26 protein-coding genes are annotated in these 20,827 nt (G+C 57.3%); 22 read left to right on the plus strand and 4 right to left on the minus strand.

Annotation, left to right across the window (positions count from 1 at the left end; translation table 11 throughout):
* Positions 1 to 795: 795 nt before the first annotated feature.
* The 20 genes from AACI_RS16515 to AACI_RS02570 all read left to right on the plus strand — a co-directional run bounded on the left by AACI_RS16515 (position 796) and on the right by AACI_RS02570 (position 14,274).
* Entirely contained in the window at positions 796 to 1,029 is a 234-nt protein-coding gene (locus AACI_RS16515; RefSeq protein WP_012809902.1) for a hypothetical protein, read from the plus strand.
* Positions 1,030 to 1,646: 617 nt separating this feature from the next.
* A complete protein-coding gene (locus AACI_RS02480; RefSeq protein ID WP_245530671.1) occupies positions 1,647 to 4,622 on the plus strand; it encodes a DUF5906 domain-containing protein in 2,976 nt (991 codons plus the stop codon).
* A gap of 15 nt (positions 4,623 to 4,637) precedes the next feature.
* Positions 4,638 to 6,458: a DEAD/DEAH box helicase gene (locus AACI_RS02485; protein WP_012809904.1), complete on the plus strand. Its 1,821-nt coding sequence runs from the start codon at positions 4,638 to 4,640 to the stop codon at positions 6,456 to 6,458.
* Positions 6,459 to 6,563: 105 nt separating this feature from the next.
* Entirely contained in the window at positions 6,564 to 6,743 is a 180-nt protein-coding gene (locus tag AACI_RS02490; protein ID WP_012809905.1) for a hypothetical protein, read from the plus strand.
* On the plus strand, positions 6,740 to 7,129 hold the full coding sequence (locus tag AACI_RS02495) for a DUF4406 domain-containing protein (protein ID WP_012809906.1): 390 nt from the start codon (positions 6,740 to 6,742) through the stop codon (positions 7,127 to 7,129). Before AACI_RS02490 ends, AACI_RS02495 begins: the two co-directional genes overlap by 4 nt.
* The gene (locus AACI_RS02500) at positions 7,126 to 7,431 is read left to right on the plus strand and encodes a hypothetical protein (RefSeq protein ID WP_012809907.1); all 306 of its coding nucleotides are present in this window, start codon (positions 7,126 to 7,128) and stop codon (positions 7,429 to 7,431) included. The genes AACI_RS02495 and AACI_RS02500 overlap by 4 nt, the downstream gene beginning before the upstream one ends.
* Entirely contained in the window at positions 7,419 to 8,531 is a 1,113-nt protein-coding gene (gene dnaN, locus AACI_RS02505) for a DNA polymerase III subunit beta (RefSeq protein ID WP_012809908.1), read from the plus strand. Before AACI_RS02500 ends, dnaN begins: the two co-directional genes overlap by 13 nt.
* 39 nt (positions 8,532 to 8,570) lie before the next feature.
* Entirely contained in the window at positions 8,571 to 8,825 is a 255-nt protein-coding gene (locus AACI_RS15720; RefSeq protein ID WP_081442658.1) for a hypothetical protein, read from the plus strand.
* A complete protein-coding gene (locus tag AACI_RS02510) occupies positions 8,794 to 9,291 on the plus strand; it encodes a hypothetical protein (protein ID WP_012809909.1) in 498 nt (165 codons plus the stop codon). Before AACI_RS15720 ends, AACI_RS02510 begins: the two co-directional genes overlap by 32 nt.
* Positions 9,282 to 9,479: a hypothetical protein gene (locus AACI_RS02515; protein WP_012809910.1), complete on the plus strand. Its 198-nt coding sequence runs from the start codon at positions 9,282 to 9,284 to the stop codon at positions 9,477 to 9,479. Before AACI_RS02510 ends, AACI_RS02515 begins: the two co-directional genes overlap by 10 nt.
* A 24-nt stretch (positions 9,480 to 9,503) precedes the next feature.
* Positions 9,504 to 9,758 carry a hypothetical protein gene (locus tag AACI_RS02520; RefSeq protein WP_041707233.1) on the plus strand — a complete coding sequence of 85 codons (255 nt, stop codon included), beginning with the start codon at positions 9,504 to 9,506 and terminating at the stop codon, positions 9,756 to 9,758.
* Between the two features lie 337 nt (positions 9,759 to 10,095).
* On the plus strand, positions 10,096 to 10,248 hold the full coding sequence (locus AACI_RS02530; protein ID WP_245530673.1) for a hypothetical protein: 153 nt from the start codon (positions 10,096 to 10,098) through the stop codon (positions 10,246 to 10,248).
* Positions 10,245 to 10,517 carry a hypothetical protein gene (locus AACI_RS02535; protein WP_012809913.1) on the plus strand — a complete coding sequence of 91 codons (273 nt, stop codon included), beginning with the start codon at positions 10,245 to 10,247 and terminating at the stop codon, positions 10,515 to 10,517. Before AACI_RS02530 ends, AACI_RS02535 begins: the two co-directional genes overlap by 4 nt.
* Positions 10,518 to 10,875: 358 nt before the next feature.
* Entirely contained in the window at positions 10,876 to 11,283 is a 408-nt protein-coding gene (locus AACI_RS02540; RefSeq protein ID WP_012809915.1) for a DUF669 domain-containing protein, read from the plus strand.
* Between the two features lie 2 nt (positions 11,284 to 11,285).
* Complete coding sequence (locus AACI_RS02545; RefSeq protein WP_012809916.1) at positions 11,286 to 11,693, plus strand: hypothetical protein; 408 nt, start codon at positions 11,286 to 11,288, stop codon at positions 11,691 to 11,693.
* A gap of 375 nt (positions 11,694 to 12,068) precedes the next feature.
* The gene (locus AACI_RS02550) at positions 12,069 to 12,266 is read left to right on the plus strand and encodes a hypothetical protein (protein WP_012809918.1); all 198 of its coding nucleotides are present in this window, start codon (positions 12,069 to 12,071) and stop codon (positions 12,264 to 12,266) included.
* A 23-nt stretch (positions 12,267 to 12,289) separates the two neighbouring features.
* Positions 12,290 to 12,685 (plus strand): RusA family crossover junction endodeoxyribonuclease, encoded by a 396-nt coding sequence (locus AACI_RS02555; RefSeq protein ID WP_012809919.1) that lies wholly within the window; start codon positions 12,290 to 12,292, stop codon positions 12,683 to 12,685.
* Positions 12,686 to 12,762: 77 nt separating this feature from the next.
* Complete coding sequence (locus AACI_RS02560) at positions 12,763 to 13,350, plus strand: AAA family ATPase (protein ID WP_012809920.1); 588 nt, start codon at positions 12,763 to 12,765, stop codon at positions 13,348 to 13,350.
* Positions 13,334 to 13,555 (plus strand): hypothetical protein, encoded by a 222-nt coding sequence (locus AACI_RS02565; RefSeq protein ID WP_012809921.1) that lies wholly within the window; start codon positions 13,334 to 13,336, stop codon positions 13,553 to 13,555. The genes AACI_RS02560 and AACI_RS02565 overlap by 17 nt, the downstream gene beginning before the upstream one ends.
* Positions 13,552 to 14,274 (plus strand): putative quorum-sensing-regulated virulence factor, encoded by a 723-nt coding sequence (locus AACI_RS02570; RefSeq protein WP_012809922.1) that lies wholly within the window; start codon positions 13,552 to 13,554, stop codon positions 14,272 to 14,274. Before AACI_RS02565 ends, AACI_RS02570 begins: the two co-directional genes overlap by 4 nt.
* A 283-nt stretch (positions 14,275 to 14,557) precedes the next feature.
* Here AACI_RS02570 and AACI_RS15730 read toward each other — a convergent pair whose 3' ends face one another.
* Positions 14,558 to 15,883 (minus strand): ISNCY family transposase, encoded by a 1,326-nt coding sequence (locus AACI_RS15730; protein ID WP_245530647.1) that lies wholly within the window; start codon positions 15,881 to 15,883, stop codon positions 14,558 to 14,560.
* A gap of 173 nt (positions 15,884 to 16,056) precedes the next feature.
* Between AACI_RS15730 and AACI_RS02580 the strand changes: the two genes are divergently transcribed.
* Both AACI_RS02580 and AACI_RS02585 read left to right on the plus strand, forming a co-directional pair.
* Positions 16,057 to 16,683 carry a hypothetical protein gene (locus AACI_RS02580; RefSeq protein WP_012809923.1) on the plus strand — a complete coding sequence of 209 codons (627 nt, stop codon included), beginning with the start codon at positions 16,057 to 16,059 and terminating at the stop codon, positions 16,681 to 16,683.
* 18 nt (positions 16,684 to 16,701) lie between these two features.
* Positions 16,702 to 17,196 carry a sigma factor-like helix-turn-helix DNA-binding protein gene (locus AACI_RS02585; RefSeq protein WP_012809924.1) on the plus strand — a complete coding sequence of 165 codons (495 nt, stop codon included), beginning with the start codon at positions 16,702 to 16,704 and terminating at the stop codon, positions 17,194 to 17,196.
* Positions 17,197 to 17,690: 494 nt separating this feature from the next.
* Here the strand turns inward: AACI_RS02585 and AACI_RS02595 are convergent, their stop codons facing one another.
* The 3 genes from AACI_RS02595 to AACI_RS17180 form a co-directional block, all read right to left on the minus strand.
* Positions 17,691 to 18,890: a transposase gene (locus AACI_RS02595; protein WP_012809926.1), complete on the minus strand. Its 1,200-nt coding sequence runs from the start codon at positions 18,888 to 18,890 to the stop codon at positions 17,691 to 17,693.
* A gap of 849 nt (positions 18,891 to 19,739) precedes the next feature.
* The gene (gene istB / locus AACI_RS02605; protein ID WP_041707822.1) at positions 19,740 to 20,513 is read right to left on the minus strand and encodes an IS21-like element helper ATPase IstB; all 774 of its coding nucleotides are present in this window, start codon (positions 20,511 to 20,513) and stop codon (positions 19,740 to 19,742) included.
* A complete protein-coding gene (locus AACI_RS17180) occupies positions 20,404 to 20,775 on the minus strand; it encodes a Mu transposase domain-containing protein (protein WP_394295647.1) in 372 nt (123 codons plus the stop codon). Before AACI_RS17180 ends, istB begins: the two co-directional genes overlap by 110 nt.
* Between the last annotated feature and the right edge of the window lie 52 nt (positions 20,776 to 20,827).

Below are 20,827 nucleotides of genomic sequence, written 5' to 3' on the forward strand. Positions count from 1 at the left end.
GCACCCGCATTGAACGACAGCAGGAACGCCGTGAGCGCGATTCCGGTGCCAGTGTATCGCCGACAAATCAGCATGATGTAACGGCAAATGATGCGATGTACGGCGCTAGACAGGACCTTGAAAACTAAATATGCACGATGTGCATGTTAGCACATTTCATCCATGCGAAAATTTCATAATCGAGATTTCGTTTGGATGGAAATAACAAACCCAGGCGTTGCGCGGGTTTTCGGGATTTTTGCGAACAGGTGTTTGTCGTGCAGGACACCTATAGGTAGAGAGGTCTTCTCTCTCGTCACCCGCACGTGCCACTCCGCCGTCTGGCCCGGCGCGCGAGCTGCAACCATTACGCGCCTGATGCGCGCTGTTGTCCCAACGGTTCGCGCGCTGCGCAGGGCGGCGGAGGCACCGCCCGCTTGTGGCGCTTGGCAGGCGCAAAATCGCGGAACGACGGCAAAAAGCGAGTCTTCCGCGCTTCAGACACGTTCACGCCTGTCGGGGCGCCATCGGGAGAGAACTCTCGCCGCCTAACGCCTTACGTGGCATAGCGAGCCTACTTAGGGGCATGGTCGCTTCGTCCGCTGTGCGCTGCCCGCCGTGGTAGCGGGTGAAAACAGCGGACACCACAATCCGTCACGTTACGGGGGTGATTTCGAGAGACAGGATTCACACGCATTTCGAAGAATAACAGGGGGTGAGGGTATTCACGACTGGCAAGCTCGGAATTGGGATTGGGATCCGCGACCGGATCTCGTCAGCGACCACAGACTGTGGGAAGTCCTTCTGACCCAGATTGTGGATGATGAGGCGGCTGGTTGGGTTCTAAATGCTTCCAGGTGTGATGGCGCCACATTGAGATGGGACAACGGCATGTACCACATTGTGCCGATTATCGATCCAAGGCTCGGGTTCGACAGCGAAGAAGACTGGCGTGAATTCCGAGAGAAGTGGTTGATGCCGATGAAGCAGCAGATAGTGTCCTATCTGAAGAAGTTGGCTGTCCAAATGGAAGGTGAAAAGGCATCATGAACCAACGGTCCTGCCGGTAGCCCAACCGTGGTCTAGGACCAGTCCGAGACGAAAAACCCCGAAATCCCTTGTGGCAGTAGGGACGGTCCGACCGGTCCAGGGTTCGAGACGACTTTCTCGAAGATCAATGAGTGTGATGTAACGAAACCAATAGAGTCTATGAGAAGCACTAAATGGAAACGCAACATTACACTCATGATCCTCAGATCTGTGAATCATACTAGGACCACTCGGACCAACCACGAAAATCCTTGCTGTTACAAGCAATCTCAGCTAATCGTTACTAGGACCATACTAAGACCGCACCAGGACCACTCTCGGACCGTTTTTAATACTACTCTTCACTTCTTCCTCTCTTAGGAAAGAAAAAGAAGGAGAAAGAATAGTGAAAACCTTTCATTGGGTGTGGTGTTTTGATTGTCAACTCCCAAAAATTTCTTTCGCCTCGAATTCAAGAGCTGGGAGTGAGAGGAATGCCACGGGACTGCAAACTGTGCAATTCTCCCATCCGCGAGGAGATCGAAGCTCGGTGGCTAAATGGAATAAGCTACCGAGATTTAGAGGCGGTATGTAAGGAGATGGGTGAAGACCTGTCGCATACGGCGATCTGGCGGCACATGAGCGAGCATGCCTTCTGTGGAAGTCCCGAGGAGTCTATCGACTTCCTGCGGTGGTGGTTCGAGGGTGGCGCCGGCTATGTGGAGATCCGGCCGATTCCGAATCGAAAGGACGATCGGGAAACGGCGATCAAGGCCGTCAAGGCGCGGCGGTCGTTCACCACGAAGGACTTTGAGGCATTGCGCGACTACTTCGCGAGAGGCTATCAGAGTCCGGACATGGCGCGGTGCGGCTGGTACTTTGGCACCTGCTTGCGGGATAAGCCAGTGCAGCGGACGCAGGAGGGGCGCTGGATTGGCGGCAGCGCGGAGGACGTGGTGGCTTGTCCAGGCGCTTGGGCCGACGTGGACGACCACGGTCGGGAAGACGACGAGGAGCGCATGGCGCAAGCGGAACGTGTGCTGGTTATGCTGGCGGAAAAGGGCTTTGTTCCAAGCGCGGTCGTGCGTTCGGGTGGAGGACGGGGACGGCACCTGTACTTCAAGTTCATGCGCCCCGTGGATCCTGAGACGGGACGACGAATCGTCTGGAAGCTCGCAAAGGTGTTGTCGAGTGATCTCAATGTGGCGGATGTTGCGAGAGTGATGCGGATTCCAGGCTCAATGCACACTCGGGCGGGGCGCATCGTCAAGGTCACGGTTGAAGAGTTGCGCAAGGACGCGCTGTACAGGCCGGACGAGCTCGAAACAGCGATTGATGAGATTGCTGAAGCGCTGGGCGTTGACTTGACCCGGACAGAGTCGGTGCCCTCGGTAAGTGACGGCGCTGAGTTCACGGGGGATTGGAAGCCCGTCCCTGCGGAGTTTGTCGAAGAGCAACTTCCGACCATTTGTGCAAGGTTCAAGGCTTATGTGCAGGATCCCAACATTGTGAGCGAACCGATATGGCATAAGATGGCGTGCTTGCTGAAATCGATGAATCCCGACTCTTCCCTCTTTCACAAGTGGTCGGAAGGCTATGACATGGGACCGGACAAGCGATACAACTGGAGCGAGACCGAGAGAAAGTTCCGCTCGTCACGGCCGTTGGCTGTTCGGTGTTCCACGTTCCAAGAACTCGATCCGATGAGTGTTTGCGCAGCGTGCAGGCACTTTCAACGGGGTTCCAGTCCGGCGACGTTTGTTCGGAGAGCCTATGCGGCGCAATTAGGACTTCCGGGACTCTACGGCGCCCCGGTTGAAGCTGACGGACCGAAGATGGACGGGCTTCCGACACAAACGACGGAAGAGGCGCTGCATGCTAACGGAGGAACTCGGGTCGCCGCGGGCGCAGAGGACTGGGTTGAAGCTCCCGAGGACGTGATCGTACATGAGCCCGTCGCTTGGACGGAGGATTTAAGCGAGGCGCCGGAAGACAACACGAACTGGAGCGAACAGCCGTTTACGAATCGCACTGCTCGGGAATGGGCGCGGGCGAAAAAGTGGCATTTCGTCTACATCGATGAGGAAAAGGGCAAGGAACATCTGCTGCTTCGTCGCATGGCGACCACGATCAAGAAGGATTTCAATCTGCAGTACTTCTTCCAATCCTGCTACTACTACGACGGGACGATTTACACGACGCCGACCGACGACGGGGAAGACGAGGCCGTCATTCGGGACTTCATCTTGGAGGCCCTGGAGACCTTGAAACCGACCTGGGCGACGTGGTCGCGCGCGGAAGAGATCAAGCGGATGCTCATTAACAACGTCCAGCGCGACAAAGACCATTCCGTCGAATCCATTCGGGTGCATGAGGTTTGGAACACCGAGCCGTTGGTGCCGTTCGCGAACGGACTGCTGGACATGAGCGATCCGTTTGACCACGATTGGCGCGTCTATGATTTCTCGCCAAAGCATCGAATTAACTGGAAGCTGACGATTCCGTTCTTCGAAAATTGGCACCGAACTCCGAAGTCATGGACGCTTGCGATGAAGGACGCGGAAGTCGACGTGCTGGACTTCTTCCGCACGACGTTTCCTGACGACGAGACGCGACGTTCGATCCTCGAGTTTCTTGGTTATTGCTTGTGCAGGTGGGATCAGTCCGAAGAGTGTTACGCCATTCTCTACGGGCCCGGTCAAAACGGCAAGTCGACGCTTCTCGGCATGCTGGCGAAGGCCTTCGGGGTTTATGCGGTGACGGAAAGCGTGCAAAGTCTCGAGCGCAACCGCTTCGCGTCGGCTTGTTTGACTCGGGCGGCCATCGACATCGTGCCGGACATGGCGGGCACAGGGATCGAGGACACCAGCTTCCTGAAAGGCTGGATCGGCAACGATGTGGTCCGAGCCGAGCGCAAGTTCAAGGCGTCGTTCGAATTCAAGCCGCAGACGAAGTTGATTTACGGCGCGAACGAGTTACCGCCGACCAAAGACCCGACACATGGTTACTTCCGAAGGATTCTTCTGTACCCGATGATGGAGCGCTTCAAGCGGCAAGGCCCGGGGTGGGTGGAACGGCTGAGGACGCCCGAGGCGCTGTCGTACATGTGCTATCTCGGGTTGCTGCACTATCGGCAGATGCGACGTGAAGGTCGCAACATCACGGAGTCCAAAGAGATGCTTCGCGAGAAGGATTTTTATTGGAGAGCAAATGACTTGGTCAAGGCAGCCATCGACGAAGGGATCATCGAGCTAGGGAAAGATTACAGTGTGCCGCGGGACCTGCTCCAGAAGGCGATGGAGATCTACGCGAAGGAGACGGGGCGCAAGTATCCGGGAGCTGCGAAGTTACTCGAACGGTTGCGCAACTATGCTCCCCACAAGATCGATTATTCGCGGCCTAGATGGAAAGGCGGAAGAATTCACGTATGGACAGGTGTGAGACTTGGCGAAGCAGGACGGTCGTTGCTGGTCAGTCGTGAAGTCGTGAATTTGGACCGCCGCACTCTTGAATACATCACTTTACCAGTCACGGAAGCTTATGCTCGCGAACGAAACTTAGAGGATGTAGAATCGCTGGAAAATGGGGAATTGCCCAAAGGCGATCTTCAATAGCAAGAGGTGATGAGCTTGAGGGTCATCACGGCCAAACACCAAAACGAACTCAAACTCCGCGACTACCAACTCGAAGCCGTCGACGCCATTCGACGATACCCGAAGCCGCGTCCGATCCTCGTCGCGGCGACGGGGGCCGGAAAGACGGTGATGTCGTCACAGTTTGCGGTGGAACGTCTTCAACGCGGGCCGGTGCTGTTCCTGGCGCATCGTGACGAACTCCTGGATCAGACGCTCGACAAGTTCGCGATGGTGTTCGACGCGTTTGCCGAACGGGGCCGCGAGGTCAAGGTCGGGCGGATCCAGGGCTCGGACGACGACGTCGAGGCGGACTTCGCGGTGGCGAGTGTCCAGACGATCTCGCAGCCGGAGCGCTTGGAGCGTTGGATGACGGCGCACGAGACGACGCCGACGGTCATTACCGACGAATGTCACCATGCGACAGCGAGGACGTACATGCGGATCTACCACGCACTGGGGTTTCTCGGCGCAGTGCCCGAGGGCCACGTGCATCTGGGACTCACGGCGACGCCGTACCGCACCGACAAGGCGGATCTCCGTAAGGTGTACGATGGTGTGGCTTACGCGATCGGGATCCACGACCTGATCGACATGGGTTTCCTGGTGCCACCGAGGTCGGTGAAACTCGAGATCGTCGAAGGCCTCGAAAGCAAGGACGACGGCGACTGGTCGAATGCCGAGGTCGAAGGCGCGGTGGACACGCCGAGCGTCAACAAACAGATCGTCGCGGCGTGGCAGGCGCAGGCCTCCGACAGATTGACGATCGCGTTCTGCGCGAGCGTCGAGCATGCGTATCACCTGGCGGAGGAGTTCGAGCGGGCCGGAGTCCCCGTGGCAGTGGTGCACGGCGCCTTGCCCAAGGAAGAGCGCCGACAGACCCTTGACGCGTTCTCAGATGGAAATATTCGAGTCCTATGCAACTATGGAGTGCTTACAGAAGGATTCGATCGTCCTGAAGTCTCGTGCATCATCATGGCTCGACCTACCTTGAGTCACAGTCTCTATGTACAGTGTGTTGGGCGCGGGTTACGGATTGCGCCGCACATCTTCAAGCAGGATTGTCTGGTGCTCGACGTGGTTGGGGTCACAGACGTGCATCGGCTGATGACAGTGGATCGGTTGCTCGCGGGCGAGGACAAGGACGAAAGCGGCGAGAAGCGCGAGCGGGTCGGCGGCGAGCGCGGGCCAAGGGTCGCCAAGCGGCTTACGGCGAACGCGTTCCGGTGGATGCGGGTCCGAGATCGCGTCTGGCTTGCGCGGGACTTCCGAGGCAACTACGTCCGGGTCGAACAGACGCAGGTCGGCTGGTACGTGGCCTATGGGCGATTCAGTACGGACGATCCGAGCGACAAGCCCGAGATGCACCGGGTGTACTTCGGGCCGGACTCGGAGATGGCCTGGGGCGCGGCGGCGACGTACGCGCAGATCGGGCTCGCCCGCAGCGCAGTGGGGGCCGAGGAGGAGTGGATGGACCTGCCGCCGACGGAGAAGCAGGTGGCGGCGTTGGAGCGCCGAGGCCTTCAGGTGCCGCAGACGCGGTGGGAGGCGGCGGAACTCCTGACGAAGCCGACCCCGAAGCAGGAAGACCTGCTCAAGCGGATCTTCAAGGCGAACAACATCCCGTACGCGCTGTTGCCCGAGACGATGGACGAAGCAAACGCATTGCTCAATGCGGTACTCGGGCAACGGTTGGAGCGTCAGGAGTTTCTGGTGAGGTATTCGATGGTGCTGCCGCACAGGTGGGAGATCTTTCGGGACGTTGTGCAGCGGCACGAGGAGGCGAAGGTGGCGGCAGAGGCGGTGGGAATCGTGTGAGGAAGCCACGTGTTCTTAGAAGGGTCACTTTCCTCTTTCGATCCAACCTTATCGTTTTTCAGTACGAAATCAACTTGAGAGTTTCTGTATTGAAAGGAGAATGCGATGGAGACCGTCGTTTCGAAGGACTACCTAGACGCGCTCATCAATATCGCCTGCGAAGCGGACGAACTGATCGTCGAACTGGAGGACTACGACCCGCGGGCGGGCCAGGCGCTGCGGGCCCGGTTCGCACGGTGGTTTGAGGTCATTGATCGATATGCGGAAGAACAGGAGAGGCGATGAATCGAGTGGCACTGAAAAACCTGGAGACGCTCAAACGTGATGGGCGTTGGTATTTGGCAGGTCCCATGTCCGGTTACCCGGACTTCAATCGTCCGGCGTTTCATGAGGCGGCGGCAAGGTTGCGAGCGCAGGGCCTCATTGTGGTCAATCCAGCGGAGATCCGCGGCGACGAGGACTGTGAGTGGGACGACTGGATGCGGGCGGCGTTGCACTGCCTGCTCGGTTGTCACGCGGTGGTGTTCCTGCCGGGCTGGGAGTTTTCGCGAGGGGCGCAGCTTGAGTACATGGTTGCGACGGGTTTGGAGATGCCGGTGTTCGAGTATCGCGACGGTGAGATCACGCCGCTTGTCGTGCAAACCGCGCGTAGGTCAGGAGGGATTCGATGATTGAATTCGCAGTCTGGGAGCAAGGACGAGTGCGTATCAAGCGCGGCATGTGCTTGGGGATTGTCGAAGAAGGCGAATACCCGCCGGTCTACGAGAAGCGCGTGGCGCGAATGACCTACGATCCTCATCAACCCTGCAAAGAGACGCGGTTGCTCATGGCGGTCTCCAAGCACTGCAAAGCCACGATCGTGAACACGGTGTATCTCGTTCTTCCCGAAGCGATTGCGCCGTGGGACCGTGGCAAGTTGCGTGAGGTATTGATGGGCGGATCCGAGGAGGATGAGACGCCATGCGCTGTCTGATCGAGCAACAGGTGCTGGAGCCCGCGCTGAGCGCACTGGCGCGCATTGCGCAGACGCGCGCGCCGGCGGCGGTGTTACAGGGCGTGCTCATTGAGGCGGAGCGCGGTCAGGTGACGTTGAGCGCCTACGACTACGACGTGGCGCTGCGCATGACCGTCGAGGCGTCGGTGGTGGATCCGGGCGGCGTCGTGCTCCCGGCGAAGCTGTTCGCGGAGCTGGTTCGGCGGCTTCCCAAGGGGACGGTTGATGTTGCGACGATCGCGCCGCATCACTTGAGCGCGTCGATTGACGTGGGCACGACGCACGCAGAACTTCACGGCTTCGATCCGGAGGAGTTTCCCGAGTTGCCAGATATGAAGGGCATTGCGCCAGTGGAGCTCTCGGCGAAGACGCTCGTGGAAGCCGTCGAGTCGGTCGGATACGCCGCAGCGAAGGAAAATGCGGCGCGACCGATCCTGGAGGGCGTCTACGTAGGCTACGAGGGCGGCAAGTTGATTTGGATGGCCACAGACGGGCTGAGGCTGGCGAGGGTGTCGCAAACGGTCGAGCGGGAGATGTCGATTCGCTGCACGATCCCGCGGCGTGCGCTCACAGAACTCACGAGGCTCCTGGATGCGGACCACGACGCGCCCCTGCAAGTCTACCAGTCGGCGAGTTACGTGATGTTCGCGTGGGACAACGTGCAGTTGTTCGGGCGTCTGTACCAAGGCGAGTATCCGGACACGTCGCGGGTGATGCCGCGGGAGTTCGCGGCGGTGTGCAGGGTGGAGCGGAGACGGTTGGAGGAAGCGATTGAGCGCGTGACGATCCTGGCGGAGAACGAGCGCCACACGGTCTTGCTGTACGTCAAGGACGGTGTGTTGGAACTGACGTCGAGGTCTGCGGAGCGCGGGCATGCACGTGAAGAAGTGCCGTTGGTTGAGTTCAAGGGGGAGGAGGTCAAAATCTCACTCAATGCGCGGTATGTGCTGGACACTATGAGCGCGGCGGAGTCGAGCAAGACTATGCAGATGCAAGTGGCGCGGGATCGACGCTCAGCGCTGTTCTCGGATGAGTCCGACAATGTGCATCTGATCTCCGCGATCCTGACGCGCGACTGATTTGCCCTGCAAACCACGCAGGAGTAAGAGGTGGTGATCATGCTTGATCGAATTGCTCGACGACGATCCCCGAGGTGGGAGACAAGCGAGGCCTATCGAGTCTACCAAGCGGCGCTGTTCGAGGCTCTTGAACGTCTTCGCGCCTCTGAGGTGGCTTACGATTACGCCGACGATCCTGCTGAACCTTTGGCGTTTGCAAATCTGCAAAAGACGCGAGCGGAAGTCTCCATCATTCTACGTGAGGCAAGGGAGGCATGGCGGGATGGAAACGACGTGGGACGTGCCGATGGTTGAGGTCTACAACCGTTTGACGATGATCTGTGAGTGCTATGACCGATTCTTGCGGGAACTCCAGTCGAACTGGGCGCAGTGCGAGACGAGCAATAATTCCGCACTTCGGGGTCGATCACGTGTGTATCGGGACGTGTTCGACCATCTCTTGGATCTCTATCAGGATCTCATTGAGACGAGAATGATGGCCAAAACCTGGTCGAATGCGGCACAAATGCGCGCGGTGTTTGGAGGCAACGCGGTGCTGATTCCGGCGGATCGGTACAAGGCACTGGTCGAGTTGTACGCGGCGGTGAAGCGCCGTGCAGACGCCGCGGAAGCCATGCGACACACTTACGATGACTTGGGTCGTGACCTGCTGACGGAACAGATGCGGATGGCGCTCGACGATGAAAAACGGGTGCTCAAGACCTTGGCGCAACAGGAAAAGGAGCTCGAACGGGAACTGGAGGGGACTGCATGCGGTTGAGCGTACGAGAAGCGGAAGTTCAGGTGATCGCCGAGGACTCGGGAATTCGTTTGATGATGCACGACGAGCATGGGACGCTGGAGGTTACGGTAGACGAAGCGACAGCACGCAAGTTGCGCGATGGGCTTGATCTGGTGTTGCGACGAGACGACGGGTTCCTGAGCGGCGGGCCGTTGGTAGTGAGTTGAACGATTTGCTTGGGGTGAAGGACGATGTTCGAACTGATGTACATCCAGGCCGCAACAAACGCGTGGATGATGTTTCAAAGTGTAGTTTTCTTCGCTTGTGTGGGTGTTTTGGGTGCATCGTTCTGGGTCTCCATTAGTGGCGGATGGAAACTTGGGATGGCTACCCTGATAATCCTGCTGATTCCGGTTTCTTTGGCTTTGCTGGTCTTGTCAATGTCAATCCATCATGATCTAGCAACTCTGCATGCGTCTTTACAACAACTAAGTCGCACAAGGTGAATCATGTCGTGATGGCGTGGTGAACAAAGCGGGTGAGAGCAAATGCCGTCGAGCCGCTGGGAAACGAATCTCTTTGGCAGTGTCGAGGTGGTCGGGGATCCCTATGCGGGCGCATTTCTAGCCGTGCATGTCCTCGACGGGACAGGCCATGGCGTTCGCCAGTTGTTCTGTCGGGTCGAGTCTGTCGGCCGTGCAGGGCAGTGGCTCGAGTTGTCGATTCCGCAGGCGCTTTTCGCGTGGGTCGTAGATTTGAAAGATGAGGACTCTGAATAGGAGGAATGAAGCGATGTCGAGATACGAGGTTTTGGTCTCGTGGAGCGGTTCACGGGTGTACACAGTGGAAGCGGTCAATGAATCCGAAGCGGAAGAAATCGCGCTTGAAATGGCACAAAGCGAACTCTGGTCTGACGATTGGGACGAGATCTGTGCCGAGGTGGAGCGCGAGCTTCAGGATGATGACCAAGATGCAATGGGGAGTGACGAGATATGACCACAAAACTCTGGTTCATCACCGACGGCGAAAACTACGGCTACGTCGTCGCGGATTCGCCGGTGGAGGCCTTGCAAACGGCAACCGGTACAATCGTCGACGATGAATTCGAGTGGCCGTTTTGCCAGGAGATCGTGATTCGGCTGGTGCCGAGCGGGGATCTCGTCACCCTGTGTGATGAGGGCGAAGAGCCGGTGACGAAGCGTGCGGTGGATTGGGTTCGGGAACAAGCGGAAACGCCGTGTGTGATTGGGGTGGCGGAGTTATGAAAGATTCGACTCCGATGCAGAAGCAAACACCTTGGGGAAAATTTTGGCCCGGCGAGCTTGTACTCATGAAGCGAGCATCGTTCTGCAACGCAGAAAACGTTCGGGTAGTGCTACTGTACGAGGTGCCCGAAGAGATGATGCCATGCCCGGTTTGTGACGACCCGACGTGCAGGGAATGGGCCAATGTACTGAGCGAGGACGGAAGATACTTCTATCACATTTCAGACTGTCAGTTGGAAAGGTTGAGCTGAAGGCGTGAAAAAACCAATTGTTTGTCTCCCACTCCCCTCTTGGATAGAGAGGAGTCGCCTTGGCGTACTCTCGTAACCTGGAACATTGAAGCATAGGAGGATGAAACATGAATCTAGCCGAGTTGGACAAGAAGTATCAGGACGTTGAGCCTGCCAAGGGCAGCTATCAGCCACTGCCGGACGGCAAGTACCTTTGCCGCTTGGAGAAGGCGGAGGTGAAGCGAAACAAGGGCAACGACGGCATCCACCTTGCGTTTGTGTTGGCAGTGGATGAGGGCTCGCACAAAGGCCGACGCATCTTCCACAATCGCCCCATCAACGATAACGAGAAGACGTTGGCGTGGCTCAAGCGGGATCTCCTTGCGATCGGATACACCGACTACCTGTCGCGATTGCCGGAGGTTCTGCCACAATGCCTCGGACGCCTGGTGAAGGTGGAACTGAAGACAGTGACGATCCCGACCACCGGGCAGAAGGCACAGATCGCGTATCTCGATCCTGTCAAGGGGCGCTGATCATGAGGACCACGCTAGAGCGGTACACAGCGGAGTTCGCCTTGTGGAGTCGCCACACACCGAATCGGGATCTCGTGGCGCTGGTGTATGACGTGCGGGATCGCGACGGGAATCTGCTGCGCAAGCACGCGTGGCTCCAGCTCGGGCGGTTCTCGCCTCAACATCAACCGCCGCTTCGCTCGGGCGAGATTGTCGAGTTCTACGCTCGTCGCGAGCGTTATCGACGCCGAAAGCCTCCGCCGTCAGGTGTGGAGCAGGAGCCATGCATTGGGTTCCGAGTAGTTGGGTGTCTGTATCCGGTTGACCTCGAACGAAAGGAGGACGACCATGAATCGACGCGAGGTTTGGCGGAGGCGCTTGCGTCGGCTGTTGGCGCCGTGGCGCAAAGAGCGGGTTTGGATCCCGATTGACCCGCCGGAGCGCCGACAACCGCCCGCGACGCCGGAAGCTTTTGCTGACGACGAATCGAGGTGACGGACATGACGAATCTAAACGAGCAGAGACAGGCGACAGTCGTCGAAGCCCGACCACTCAAGTGGCGACGTGGACTGCCGACGGTGCTTGAAGTGGTGATGGAGGTTAATGGTCAGGTTCGCATCCAAGAGTACATTTTACGACCGGAGAACGGGTTTCGTCACAAACGAAAGGTAAAATTCAAGCGTGCCTCGACGTCCAGTTCACACAATGGAGAGACCTAAATGCCGGTTCTGCGGCAAGCCCGTGGGCTACTATTGGAGCGTGCTCTGCGAGGACTGCCGCGACGACTACCAGGAGGGCGAAAAAACATGAACGAGCGATTCGAGTTCCTCGAGGTGCAGTTAAAGCAAGCCGGTGAGCGCGTTGCACGAGCGAAGGCCTTATGGTTGGTGAATTCCGACAGTGATCTTGCGAACCAACTCTATGAGCGCTATCGAGCCGAGCAAGCGTACCTTGCGCGTTTGCTGGACGCCCTCTTCCAATCCCAAAACCCGCAAGCCTCGTAACATGAATAGGAGTTCCGGTCGATATGCAACGTCTGATCTTGCCGCTCCCGCCTTCCGTCAACCACGCCTATCGGACCTATGTCCATCCGCAAACGGGACAGCGGATGCGGGTCCTTAACGCGAATGCGCAGAAGTTTCGGCGGGATGCGGCGTACTTGGCACTCCGATGGCGACAGGAGACAGGGTGGACGATGCCCCAACCAGGCACCAAGGTGGTGCTGAGGCTCTGGTACTTCTGGCCGTCGCGCCGTCGAATGGATACACACAACCGAGAGAAAGTGCTGTTGGACGCGCTCGAAGGCGTACTCTATCCCGAGGACCGATGGGTGCTGATTCAGGAAATGGACTTTGAAGTGGATCGGAAACGTCCTCGGCTCGAGATCGAGGTGCTTCTTCATCGAGACCTTTGTGCAACGTAACGATTCGGGCATGTGCATTACGAACGTGTATTCGCTATGCTTGGAATTAGAACGTATGTTCGTTAGGGGTAAGGGTTATGGAACGGAAATTCCAGCACGTGTTTCTGATGGGTCCCATGGGCGCTGGCAAGAGCACGGTGGCGCAGTACCTGCGCCGGGAGATGGGATACGTCCGGTATTCGATGGCGACGCCCGTCGAAACCGTGCTCGACATTGCCGCGCCGTGGCTCAAAGGCGCGAGCAAGGCGGTGCGAAGGCCGTACTTGCAACGAACGGGTCGTTTTCTGCGAGGCTTTAAGCCGAATCCGATGCTGCTCGCGGCGGAAGAGGTCTTGCGGCACGCTGTTAGTCCAATCGTGATCGACGACGGTCGAACGGTGGAAGAGGCAGTGTGGGCCGATCAGCACGGATTCTTAGTGATCGTGCTCACCGCCTCGGAGTTCGTGCGACGGCGGCGGATTTTGGAGCGAGACGGAGAATTGCCCGACATGCGGACGCACGAGGACGAGACGGAGCAACAGTGGCAGTACGCGCGCGGTCTGGTCATTGACACCAGTGACTTGACAGAAGACGAGATGTGCCAGATGGTTCGCGCCGCGATCGAGTCCCACCGTATGGAGCGATGCAAACGAGAGGAGCGAAGGGCCAATGGCAATGCGACATGAGCACGGTACGCCGGTGCCGAATCGGCACAGGGAACGGGCGAGCGGGGCGTCGGAGCTCTCTATCTATCGGATGGACCCGATTGAGATGGACCGGTATCTGCGGGAGAAGTACGGTGCGCGGGTGTTCTCGAAGCCGACGGGTAAGCCGCCGGTCGGCGCTGAACTTGAGGTGCGAAAGGCAAAGCGAAAGAAGGGAACGCGTTGAGATTACAGGAAGCGCGATTCGTGGTGGTAGACACGGAAACGACAGGGTTGCCGCCGGAAGGCCGCGTCGTCGAGCTCGCGCTGGTTGAGGTGGGGCTCGAGCGTGAGCCACAGATCGTGTACTCGGCGCTGGTCGATCCGGGCTGTCCGATCCCGCCGGAGGCCTCCGCGGTGCATCACATTACCGACCGCGACGTCGCAGGCAAGCCGCGGCTGTTTCAGGTATGGCCGAAGGTGCTCGAATACATCGGCGACGCGATTCTGGTCGCGCACAACGCCGAGTTCGACCGCGGGATGCTGCCGGAGACGGGTCGACCGTGGATTTGCTCGAAGCGCCTGGCGCAGCATCTCTGGCGAGACGCGCCGAAGCATTCGAATCAGGTGCTCCGCTACTGGCTCGGGATCGACGTCGAGGTGGGACAACCCCACCGTGCGCTGGGCGACGCGATCGTGACGGCGCACGTGTTCCAGCGGGAACTCCGGGCGTACCTTGAGGCTGGGTATCCCGACGACGTGGACGATCTGATCGCCTTTGCGGAGTCACCGATTGAGGTGCAGACGATGCCGTTCGGGAAGCACAAGGGCATGCCGCTCAAGGACGTTCCGCTGGACTATCTGGACTGGGCGCTGAGAAACTTGCAGGATCTTTCGCCGGATCTGCGGTGGAGCATGCAGCGGGTGCTGGAACAGGGGCTTGGATGGCCGGGAAGAGCAATTTAGGTGTGTCAAGCGTCAGTGAAAATGTCACCTTGAAACGCGTCATTTACGTCTTTGAATGTGTCACCTTGAGAGCGTTCGGACGTGCGCGCCGTACCCTTGCACGGGTGCAGGCCGTTTGACTTGAGCCTGAAGGGACCCAGGAGCAAGAGGCTCATGACGGACACTCCAGACCCCCTTCAGGCGACGCAAAAGTTTACCGCACCCGTGCAAGGGTCGCTTCGCTTACGGCGCGTTCCTTGAAGCCACCCCAGGAGCAAGCCTTGACGATCTGACCGTGGCTTGATTACGGTGAAATTGCCTCTGCAGACGGGGTTGGAAGCTTCGGTTTTGGGCGGCCGAGAGTCATTCGACGCCATGGATGGTCTGCAGGGGGCTTGTAGGGTTGGCGGGAAGGTGTGGGTGTGGCATCTTCCCGCCTTTTCACAGCCGGAGACTTCGAACAAGGCTCGAGACGATACAACCGACCTTGCCCCGCCACAATCCACAATTCTCCATTAGTAGTCACCCGAACCTCCACGGTGGAACGAGGGGCCAGAGTCTCCCGGTGCTGTTCGGGAACAATGCGGTACGTTTGTCCTTTCCACGAAATCGTTTGACCGGGTGAAACCTTACGCCAAGCCCGGTAGCAAAGAATACGGTGGAGGTTGTGGTGGGGAGCCAGTGGTCGGTATGCCGGTTCTGGTGACTCAGGCTCCACAGCAAAACGTGCGTTGAACCGCTCAACAAACGCGGGAAGGAAGGCATTTGCCGCTTCAAGGGTTGAGATACGGTGCAGGCGTAGTTCATGGGTTAGGCGGTCCTGAAGGGTCTCCCAAAGACGTTCAATTCGCCCTTTCGCCTGCGGGGAGCGTGCAAAGGTCAAGGAAATCCCGAGTTCGGCCACTGCCCTGCCAAGTTGAGTGGAAGGTTTGACGCCAGCCAGTTCTTCGTCGATCGTGAGTTTGTCAGCCTTGGGCGAGCGGAAGATCGTATGGCGATCCACGTACAGGGCGACGGGGATGCCATACGCCGTGATGCCGTGGTGAAGAACGGACCAATAGCCCTCAAGACACTCCGTGCGGGCAAATGCAGCACCGACGATTCGCCCCGTGGCGTCGTCGATCGCAGCATGCAAGGTCAGACGCGGTCCGCGGTCTTCTAACCAGTCGAAGGTACTGGCATCCATTTGCCATAGCAGGCCCGCTTGGGGCATTCTACGACGCGAGCGATGGGATCGTGGTGCACGATGTTTGCGGGCGGCTGAAATACCGGCTGCACGGAGGATACGCCGAACGGTGGACGTGCTGACGTAGATGTTTTCACGTACTGCCAAAAGCTCTGTGAAGTGCGTATCGTTACAGCCGCGATAGTCGTCCGACTGATACAGCGCGACAATCTTGTGCTTCAGGGATTGGGGTAACGTATGGGAAGGTTGGCGTCCTCGGTTTTTATGAATGACCCCTGCTTCCCCCTCCTCGAGGACGCGTTTTTTGATACGAAGAACTTGACGAATCGAAAGCTGTAAATATTCAGCAGCCTGAGCGACCGAGAGATGGCCGTCAATCAATTTCGAAATGACCGTGAGACGCCGAGCTTCTTCCTGCCGCATTACAAGATACTCCTTGCTCATACATGACATTTTCACGGACGAATCTCACGGTGACAATATCACTGACGCTCAACAGAAGAGCAATTTAGGTGTTGAAAACCAGTATATATGTGCTATTATAGGAATAAATAAGTTTGTTGAGAACAGAACCTGTGGATAATGTGGATGAATTGTGGATAACGGAGGGATGAGAGATGACGGAGTCGAAAGTGATGGAAGGTCGTATCTGCGACCCGGATGTCATGCTCATCTTGACCTCCCCGGAACGGACAGTTGAACTGTCGGATTTCGTCGCGCAACGGAATTGGGTGCGTGGCTATGGTCAGGAGGACTCGTTCCCGACGCCTGAGTCTGCGATCGAATGCCTCAGAAACGAGGATGTGATCGGGTGGCGCGTGTTTTGGCTTGGACTCCTGCTCCGTTGTCTTCTGCACCATTCGTCCGAAATTCGCGACTTCGTCCATGAAAGGTTCCCGCAGGACTGGGTCTCGGTCGTTGAGAAAGCCGACATCAGCGGTTGGTATCCGGCAATTCATCGTAATTTTGAGGAAGCAAGCGATTTGCTTGATACGATAGACGAGCATCTCACGGCAATCGACCAATGGGTGTTCATCGCGTATGACGGGCTTGAGGTTTTTGACGTCGCGGGCTCGTACATGCCGATCCGTGCGCTCATCGGGTTCTGGTTCGACCGTTTGCGCAGGTGGCAACGCCTTCGCGCGAAAATCTTCCTGCGGTCTGATCTTTTCAGCATTGGTCGTCTCAACTTCCCTGACGCCTCGAAGCTCTTCGGGCACTTAGTCCGCCTCGATGAATGCTGATGATGGGGGCTTGAGACCATGCGCCGCGATCTCGACGACCTGATCGCACAGTACGAGTTCACCCGCGAGTCAATTCGAGAAGCTTGTAACCGCGCGCGGCGAGAACAAAACGATCACGACGCCGCCCTGTACGACAGCATGGTGAAGACACTTGACTACGCGCTGGCGGTCATGGAGGGCGAGTACCGCGCGCCGCGGCGGGAGGTTCTCGTAGGCGACCTGGCCGACCTGGACAGGCTGGCGGCGCGGCGGAGGCGATGGGAAGCGTGGGATGAGGCGGATGGGGCAGACGAAGAGGAGGAGCGGCTGCCGGTGGCGTGGCTGTCGTTCCTGAGCCTGCGGGAAGCGGTATGTCTGTTTGCCTACGAGCACGGCATGACATACTCGGCGATTGCACGCGAGCTCGGGATCACGCGCGGCGCGGTGCAGAACTACGTAGAGCGGGCGCGGGAGAAGTTGCAGAGGGCGGAGCAGGTGCAGTTGGGGTTGTGGAGAGAAGAGTTTATTTCTTGAGGCTCGCTTCTGGCTCGGTAGGATACATATACGCTCGTGTGTGCTGGAGGAATATACCCGGTAGTTTGCTAAGGTTTCGGTTACGGTTGCCTGATTCAACCTAAGCGGTGAGGTCTTCCCCTACGACAAGTTGACACGGACTATCCGGTATCATTGTTTTTCCTACGTGAAAGCTTATCTGCTATAATCAGGTTGTCATAGAGATCCGCACAAGGAGAAAAAGTTATGAACGCGGAACGTGCAATCGGATTACTTGAAAGTCTCATACCGATGCTGGACTCTTTGCATGGCAAGTACGGTTCGGAAACAGAACGTGTTGCTTTTCAAGAGAAAGCCGAGACCTATATACATACGAGCCCTTTGCAGAATGACTGATTCCATCGCGAGCGAAAACGACGCACACTTCTCGTGAAAGATAACGTATTCCATAAAAATCCTTTTCTGCTGTGTGGATAGATCACGCCCCTTCGGTAGTGTTCGTTCGAATCATCAGGTTAAGCCACTTGCTCGATGCGATTCGTCCGGTGCATCGCCAGAGCAGATGCCAAGAGCACAATCGCGTGGATGTACGCATGTACGGTGACTTTCTCGATGCCACGTACATGCACGCCGTCCAGCGTCAGCCACTCTTTCAGCCGTGCAAAACAGCGCTCTACAGCGGTCCGTTCATCATAAAGCATCTTCCATGTGCGAGAGCCGCGATGTGGATTCGCGTATCGACGGACGTCCTCATCGATGTGCTTCTTCACGACCATGCCATAGTACGATGCAGAACAGGCAGCCATGCCAAGCGGGCAATCGACCTGGCCTGTCGCGTGCGGACAGCGAAACTTGAGCCAGGCGTTATGGACGCCCCAATACGTCATTCGGTACCCCATCGTGCAGCGGGGCGTGCCGTCGAAATCCATCCCTTCCGGCGGCTCTTTCTCATTCCGGCGATTCATCGGGATGATAGCCTGAGCGCCTAATGCTCGAGCGGCTTCATAGTTTTTCGTCTGGTCGTATCCTGCATCCATCAACACGAAGCGAATCCGCCAGTCGTGGTGATGAAGCTCTTCCATGAGGGGAATGGCCATCTCTCCATCGTAGACGTTCGCTGGCGTCACCGTGAGCGCCATAGGAAGTTCACTTTTTGCATCGACGGCTAAATGGACCTTGTAGCCAAACCACGCCAGCCTGTTGCCAAAGGCGTCGAACTTAGAGCCCCAGTTGGCCCGATTGGAGGGCTGGACACCTGAGCGTGGGTGTTTCCGCTCATAAGCATGGATCGCCGTGCTGTCGATGGCGACGTGTTCGCCCTCGATGAGCCCTTCGTCACGGCATTGACGAACCAACTCGGCAAATAGTGTCTCCGCAACCCCTTTGTCGACGATGGCCTGAAAGACGCGGCTTAGCGTCGAGACGGACGGAACCGATTCGTGAAGGGAGAAGCCGCACTGGTAACGAAAGCGCAAATCGCTCTCCAAACGTCGGTGAAGCTGCGTAAAGGTCGAGATACCTTCAAGGGGTGCCGCGAGAAATGCGCGCAAGATGGCTTCGCGAGAGATGGGCTTGGCCCCTTGGGGTGTCAAACTTCTCAACTTCGCGGCATACGGACCCAGATCGAGCGCGGAGAAAAAACGCTCACGCCGCTCCGAAGGGTTAATTTCCATCCATTCGTCAAAGGAAAAGAGCCATGTTTGTCGAATGTACACGTTGGACTTCGCCCCCGTAGAAATGGTTTGGTGGATACCATTTTCTTTCTCTCAAGTTGGGGTGAAGTCCTTCTTTGTGCTCGAAAAACCCTTGCCGCACAAGGGCTCGTGATTCTGCAAAAGGCTCGATTATATATCACCTCTTCCTAAAACCGAATGTTCTCACCCGAGATTTAGCTCAAAAAGACTACACGAAGTCATCAGAAATGATTCTTGTCGTTCGAAGCATGTATGCAGTAGTGTGTTGCTAGAAACGCATTATCAAAGATGATTTGGAGGTGAAAACATAAAGATCGAACTAACCGATAATGCGATGCAGTGGTTTAGAAATGAATGGGGATTACAACCCGGAGAGGTAATGCGCCTCTTCGTACGATATGGAGGTGTCGGAGGATTCACTTTGGGCTTAAAGAAAGATAAGTGCCTAAAGCAGCCGTGTATATCAGCAACAAAGGACGATATCACCTTCTTCATAGCCGAGGAAGATATTTGGTTCCTCGAAGACCAAAGCTTGTTAGTGGATTACGATACAACTCGAGATGACATCGTATTTTCAAGAGAGTTAAGCCTTCCTCTCACCATGCAAGAGAAATGAGGAGAGTGTAAAATGAACTGTGTAAACTCCCCGAGCCCAGGAGTGGGAGTCTACAAGGGGAGTGAATCGATATGGAACTTCTATCCAAGGAGCAAATCCGTCAACTCATTCGAGATGGCAAGTTGAAGGATATTCACGACGTCCAAAGCATGCTCAAGGATCTTTTCGCGAGCACCATCTGTCAACAGCGGGTTAAAACTCCCCAAAAAAATCGCGCTCGATTCCCCAAAAACAGCGGATTCGATTCCCCAAAATCATCGCGATTCGTTCCCCACACATACGTTCGCTTCGTCTCTTGTCCCCGAGAATGCGTGCGTAACGCCAGCTCGTAGCTTGTCTTTCATCCGGTAACTGTTGCCGCGGATATTCACCGTCGTTGCGTGGTGCAGCAAGCGGTCGAGCAACGCGGCGGCCAGGACCTGATCGCCGAAGAGCGTTCCCCAGTTCGTGAAACTCGTGTTGGACGTAATGATCAACGACCCTCGCTCGTACCTCTCCGATACCAGCCGGAAAAAGTTCGCGGCGTCGAGCGCGTCGAGAGGCAAGTAGCCGACCTCATCGCAGATGAGAATCTTGGGCTGCGTATAGACCCGAAGGCGCCTGTCCAGTCGCCCTTCTTGGTAGGCTCGACGCAAATCGCTCACGAGCTTCTGCATCGTGACGAAGTAGACGCTCATCCGCTGGCGAATCGCCTCCATGCCTAGGGCCACCGCCAAATGCGTCTTTCCCACTCCCGGCGGCCCCAGGAAGATCACGTTTCCACATTCTTGGACAAACGTCAGCGTTGCGAGCTCTCGGATTTGGCGCTCATCCACAGACGGCTGGAACGAGAAGTCGAAGTCGGCGAGCGTCTTGTGGAACGGAAAGTTCGCCAAGCGCAGCCGAGCCTGCATGGCCCGGCTGTGCCGTTCCTCCTGTTCAGCCTCCAGCAAACGCTGGAGAAATGCGACATAGGTCGCCTCTTGCCCGGCGGCCCACTCCACGCACGCCGGCAAGACGGCAGCAGCTCGCTTCAAGCCCAGGTCCAACAGTTGTTCTTCGACCTGAGCTACCAGTAACGCTTCGCTCATTGCACATGACCTCCCATCGCGATCTGTTCATAGACCGTAAGTTCGCGCTGCTCCACGTCCGGGTCGACTTGCCATCCCGCCGTCTTACCCCGCGTCGGATTCGCGCTATCTCGATCTGCAGGCGACCCGATTCGAACTCCCGAACCAGGACCGTGTGGCCCACATAGCGCCAGGGAACGGTGTACAAATTCGTATTCCAGGAAACCCGGCAGTCACTCATCACCTTCCGAAGACCTGCACATGCCAACACATAGGGGGTGGCCGGTAGCGGT

Source organism: Alicyclobacillus acidocaldarius subsp. acidocaldarius DSM 446 (assembly GCF_000024285.1).
GTDB lineage: Bacteria > Bacillota > Bacilli > Alicyclobacillales > Alicyclobacillaceae > Alicyclobacillus > Alicyclobacillus acidocaldarius.

Bases quoted from the DNA above. Each gene is read 5' to 3' on its own strand.
- AACI_RS02480 (WP_245530671.1), top strand. From the start codon at position 1,647: ATGAGCGAGCATGCCTTCTGTGGAAGTCCCGAGGAGTCTATCGACTTC.
- AACI_RS02490 (WP_012809905.1), top strand. From the start codon at position 6,564: ATGGAGACCGTCGTTTCGAAGGACTACCTAGACGCGCTCATCAATATC.
- AACI_RS02565 (WP_012809921.1), top strand. From the start codon at position 13,334: ATGGCAATGCGACATGAGCACGGTACGCCGGTGCCGAATCGGCACAGG.
- AACI_RS02580 (WP_012809923.1), top strand. From the start codon at position 16,057: ATGACGGAGTCGAAAGTGATGGAAGGTCGTATCTGCGACCCGGATGTC.
- AACI_RS02520 (WP_041707233.1), top strand. From the start codon at position 9,504: ATGTTCGAACTGATGTACATCCAGGCCGCAACAAACGCGTGGATGATG.
- AACI_RS17180 (WP_394295647.1), bottom strand. From the start codon at position 20,775: ATGAGTGACTGCCGGGTTTCCTGGAATACGAATTTGTACACCGTTCCC.
- AACI_RS02585 (WP_012809924.1), top strand. From the start codon at position 16,702: ATGCGCCGCGATCTCGACGACCTGATCGCACAGTACGAGTTCACCCGC.
- AACI_RS02500 (WP_012809907.1), top strand. From the start codon at position 7,126: ATGATTGAATTCGCAGTCTGGGAGCAAGGACGAGTGCGTATCAAGCGC.
- AACI_RS02495 (WP_012809906.1), top strand. From the start codon at position 6,740: ATGAATCGAGTGGCACTGAAAAACCTGGAGACGCTCAAACGTGATGGG.
- AACI_RS15720 (WP_081442658.1), top strand. From the start codon at position 8,571: ATGCTTGATCGAATTGCTCGACGACGATCCCCGAGGTGGGAGACAAGC.
- dnaN (WP_012809908.1), top strand. From the start codon at position 7,419: ATGCGCTGTCTGATCGAGCAACAGGTGCTGGAGCCCGCGCTGAGCGCA.
- AACI_RS02515 (WP_012809910.1), top strand. From the start codon at position 9,282: ATGCGGTTGAGCGTACGAGAAGCGGAAGTTCAGGTGATCGCCGAGGAC.
- AACI_RS02560 (WP_012809920.1), top strand. From the start codon at position 12,763: ATGGAACGGAAATTCCAGCACGTGTTTCTGATGGGTCCCATGGGCGCT.
- AACI_RS02550 (WP_012809918.1), top strand. From the start codon at position 12,069: ATGAACGAGCGATTCGAGTTCCTCGAGGTGCAGTTAAAGCAAGCCGGT.
- AACI_RS02540 (WP_012809915.1), top strand. From the start codon at position 10,876: ATGAATCTAGCCGAGTTGGACAAGAAGTATCAGGACGTTGAGCCTGCC.
- AACI_RS02555 (WP_012809919.1), top strand. From the start codon at position 12,290: ATGCAACGTCTGATCTTGCCGCTCCCGCCTTCCGTCAACCACGCCTAT.
- AACI_RS02510 (WP_012809909.1), top strand. From the start codon at position 8,794: ATGGAAACGACGTGGGACGTGCCGATGGTTGAGGTCTACAACCGTTTG.
- AACI_RS02545 (WP_012809916.1), top strand. From the start codon at position 11,286: ATGAGGACCACGCTAGAGCGGTACACAGCGGAGTTCGCCTTGTGGAGT.
- AACI_RS15730 (WP_245530647.1), bottom strand. From the start codon at position 15,883: ATGAGCAAGGAGTATCTTGTAATGCGGCAGGAAGAAGCTCGGCGTCTC.
- AACI_RS02535 (WP_012809913.1), top strand. From the start codon at position 10,245: ATGACCACAAAACTCTGGTTCATCACCGACGGCGAAAACTACGGCTAC.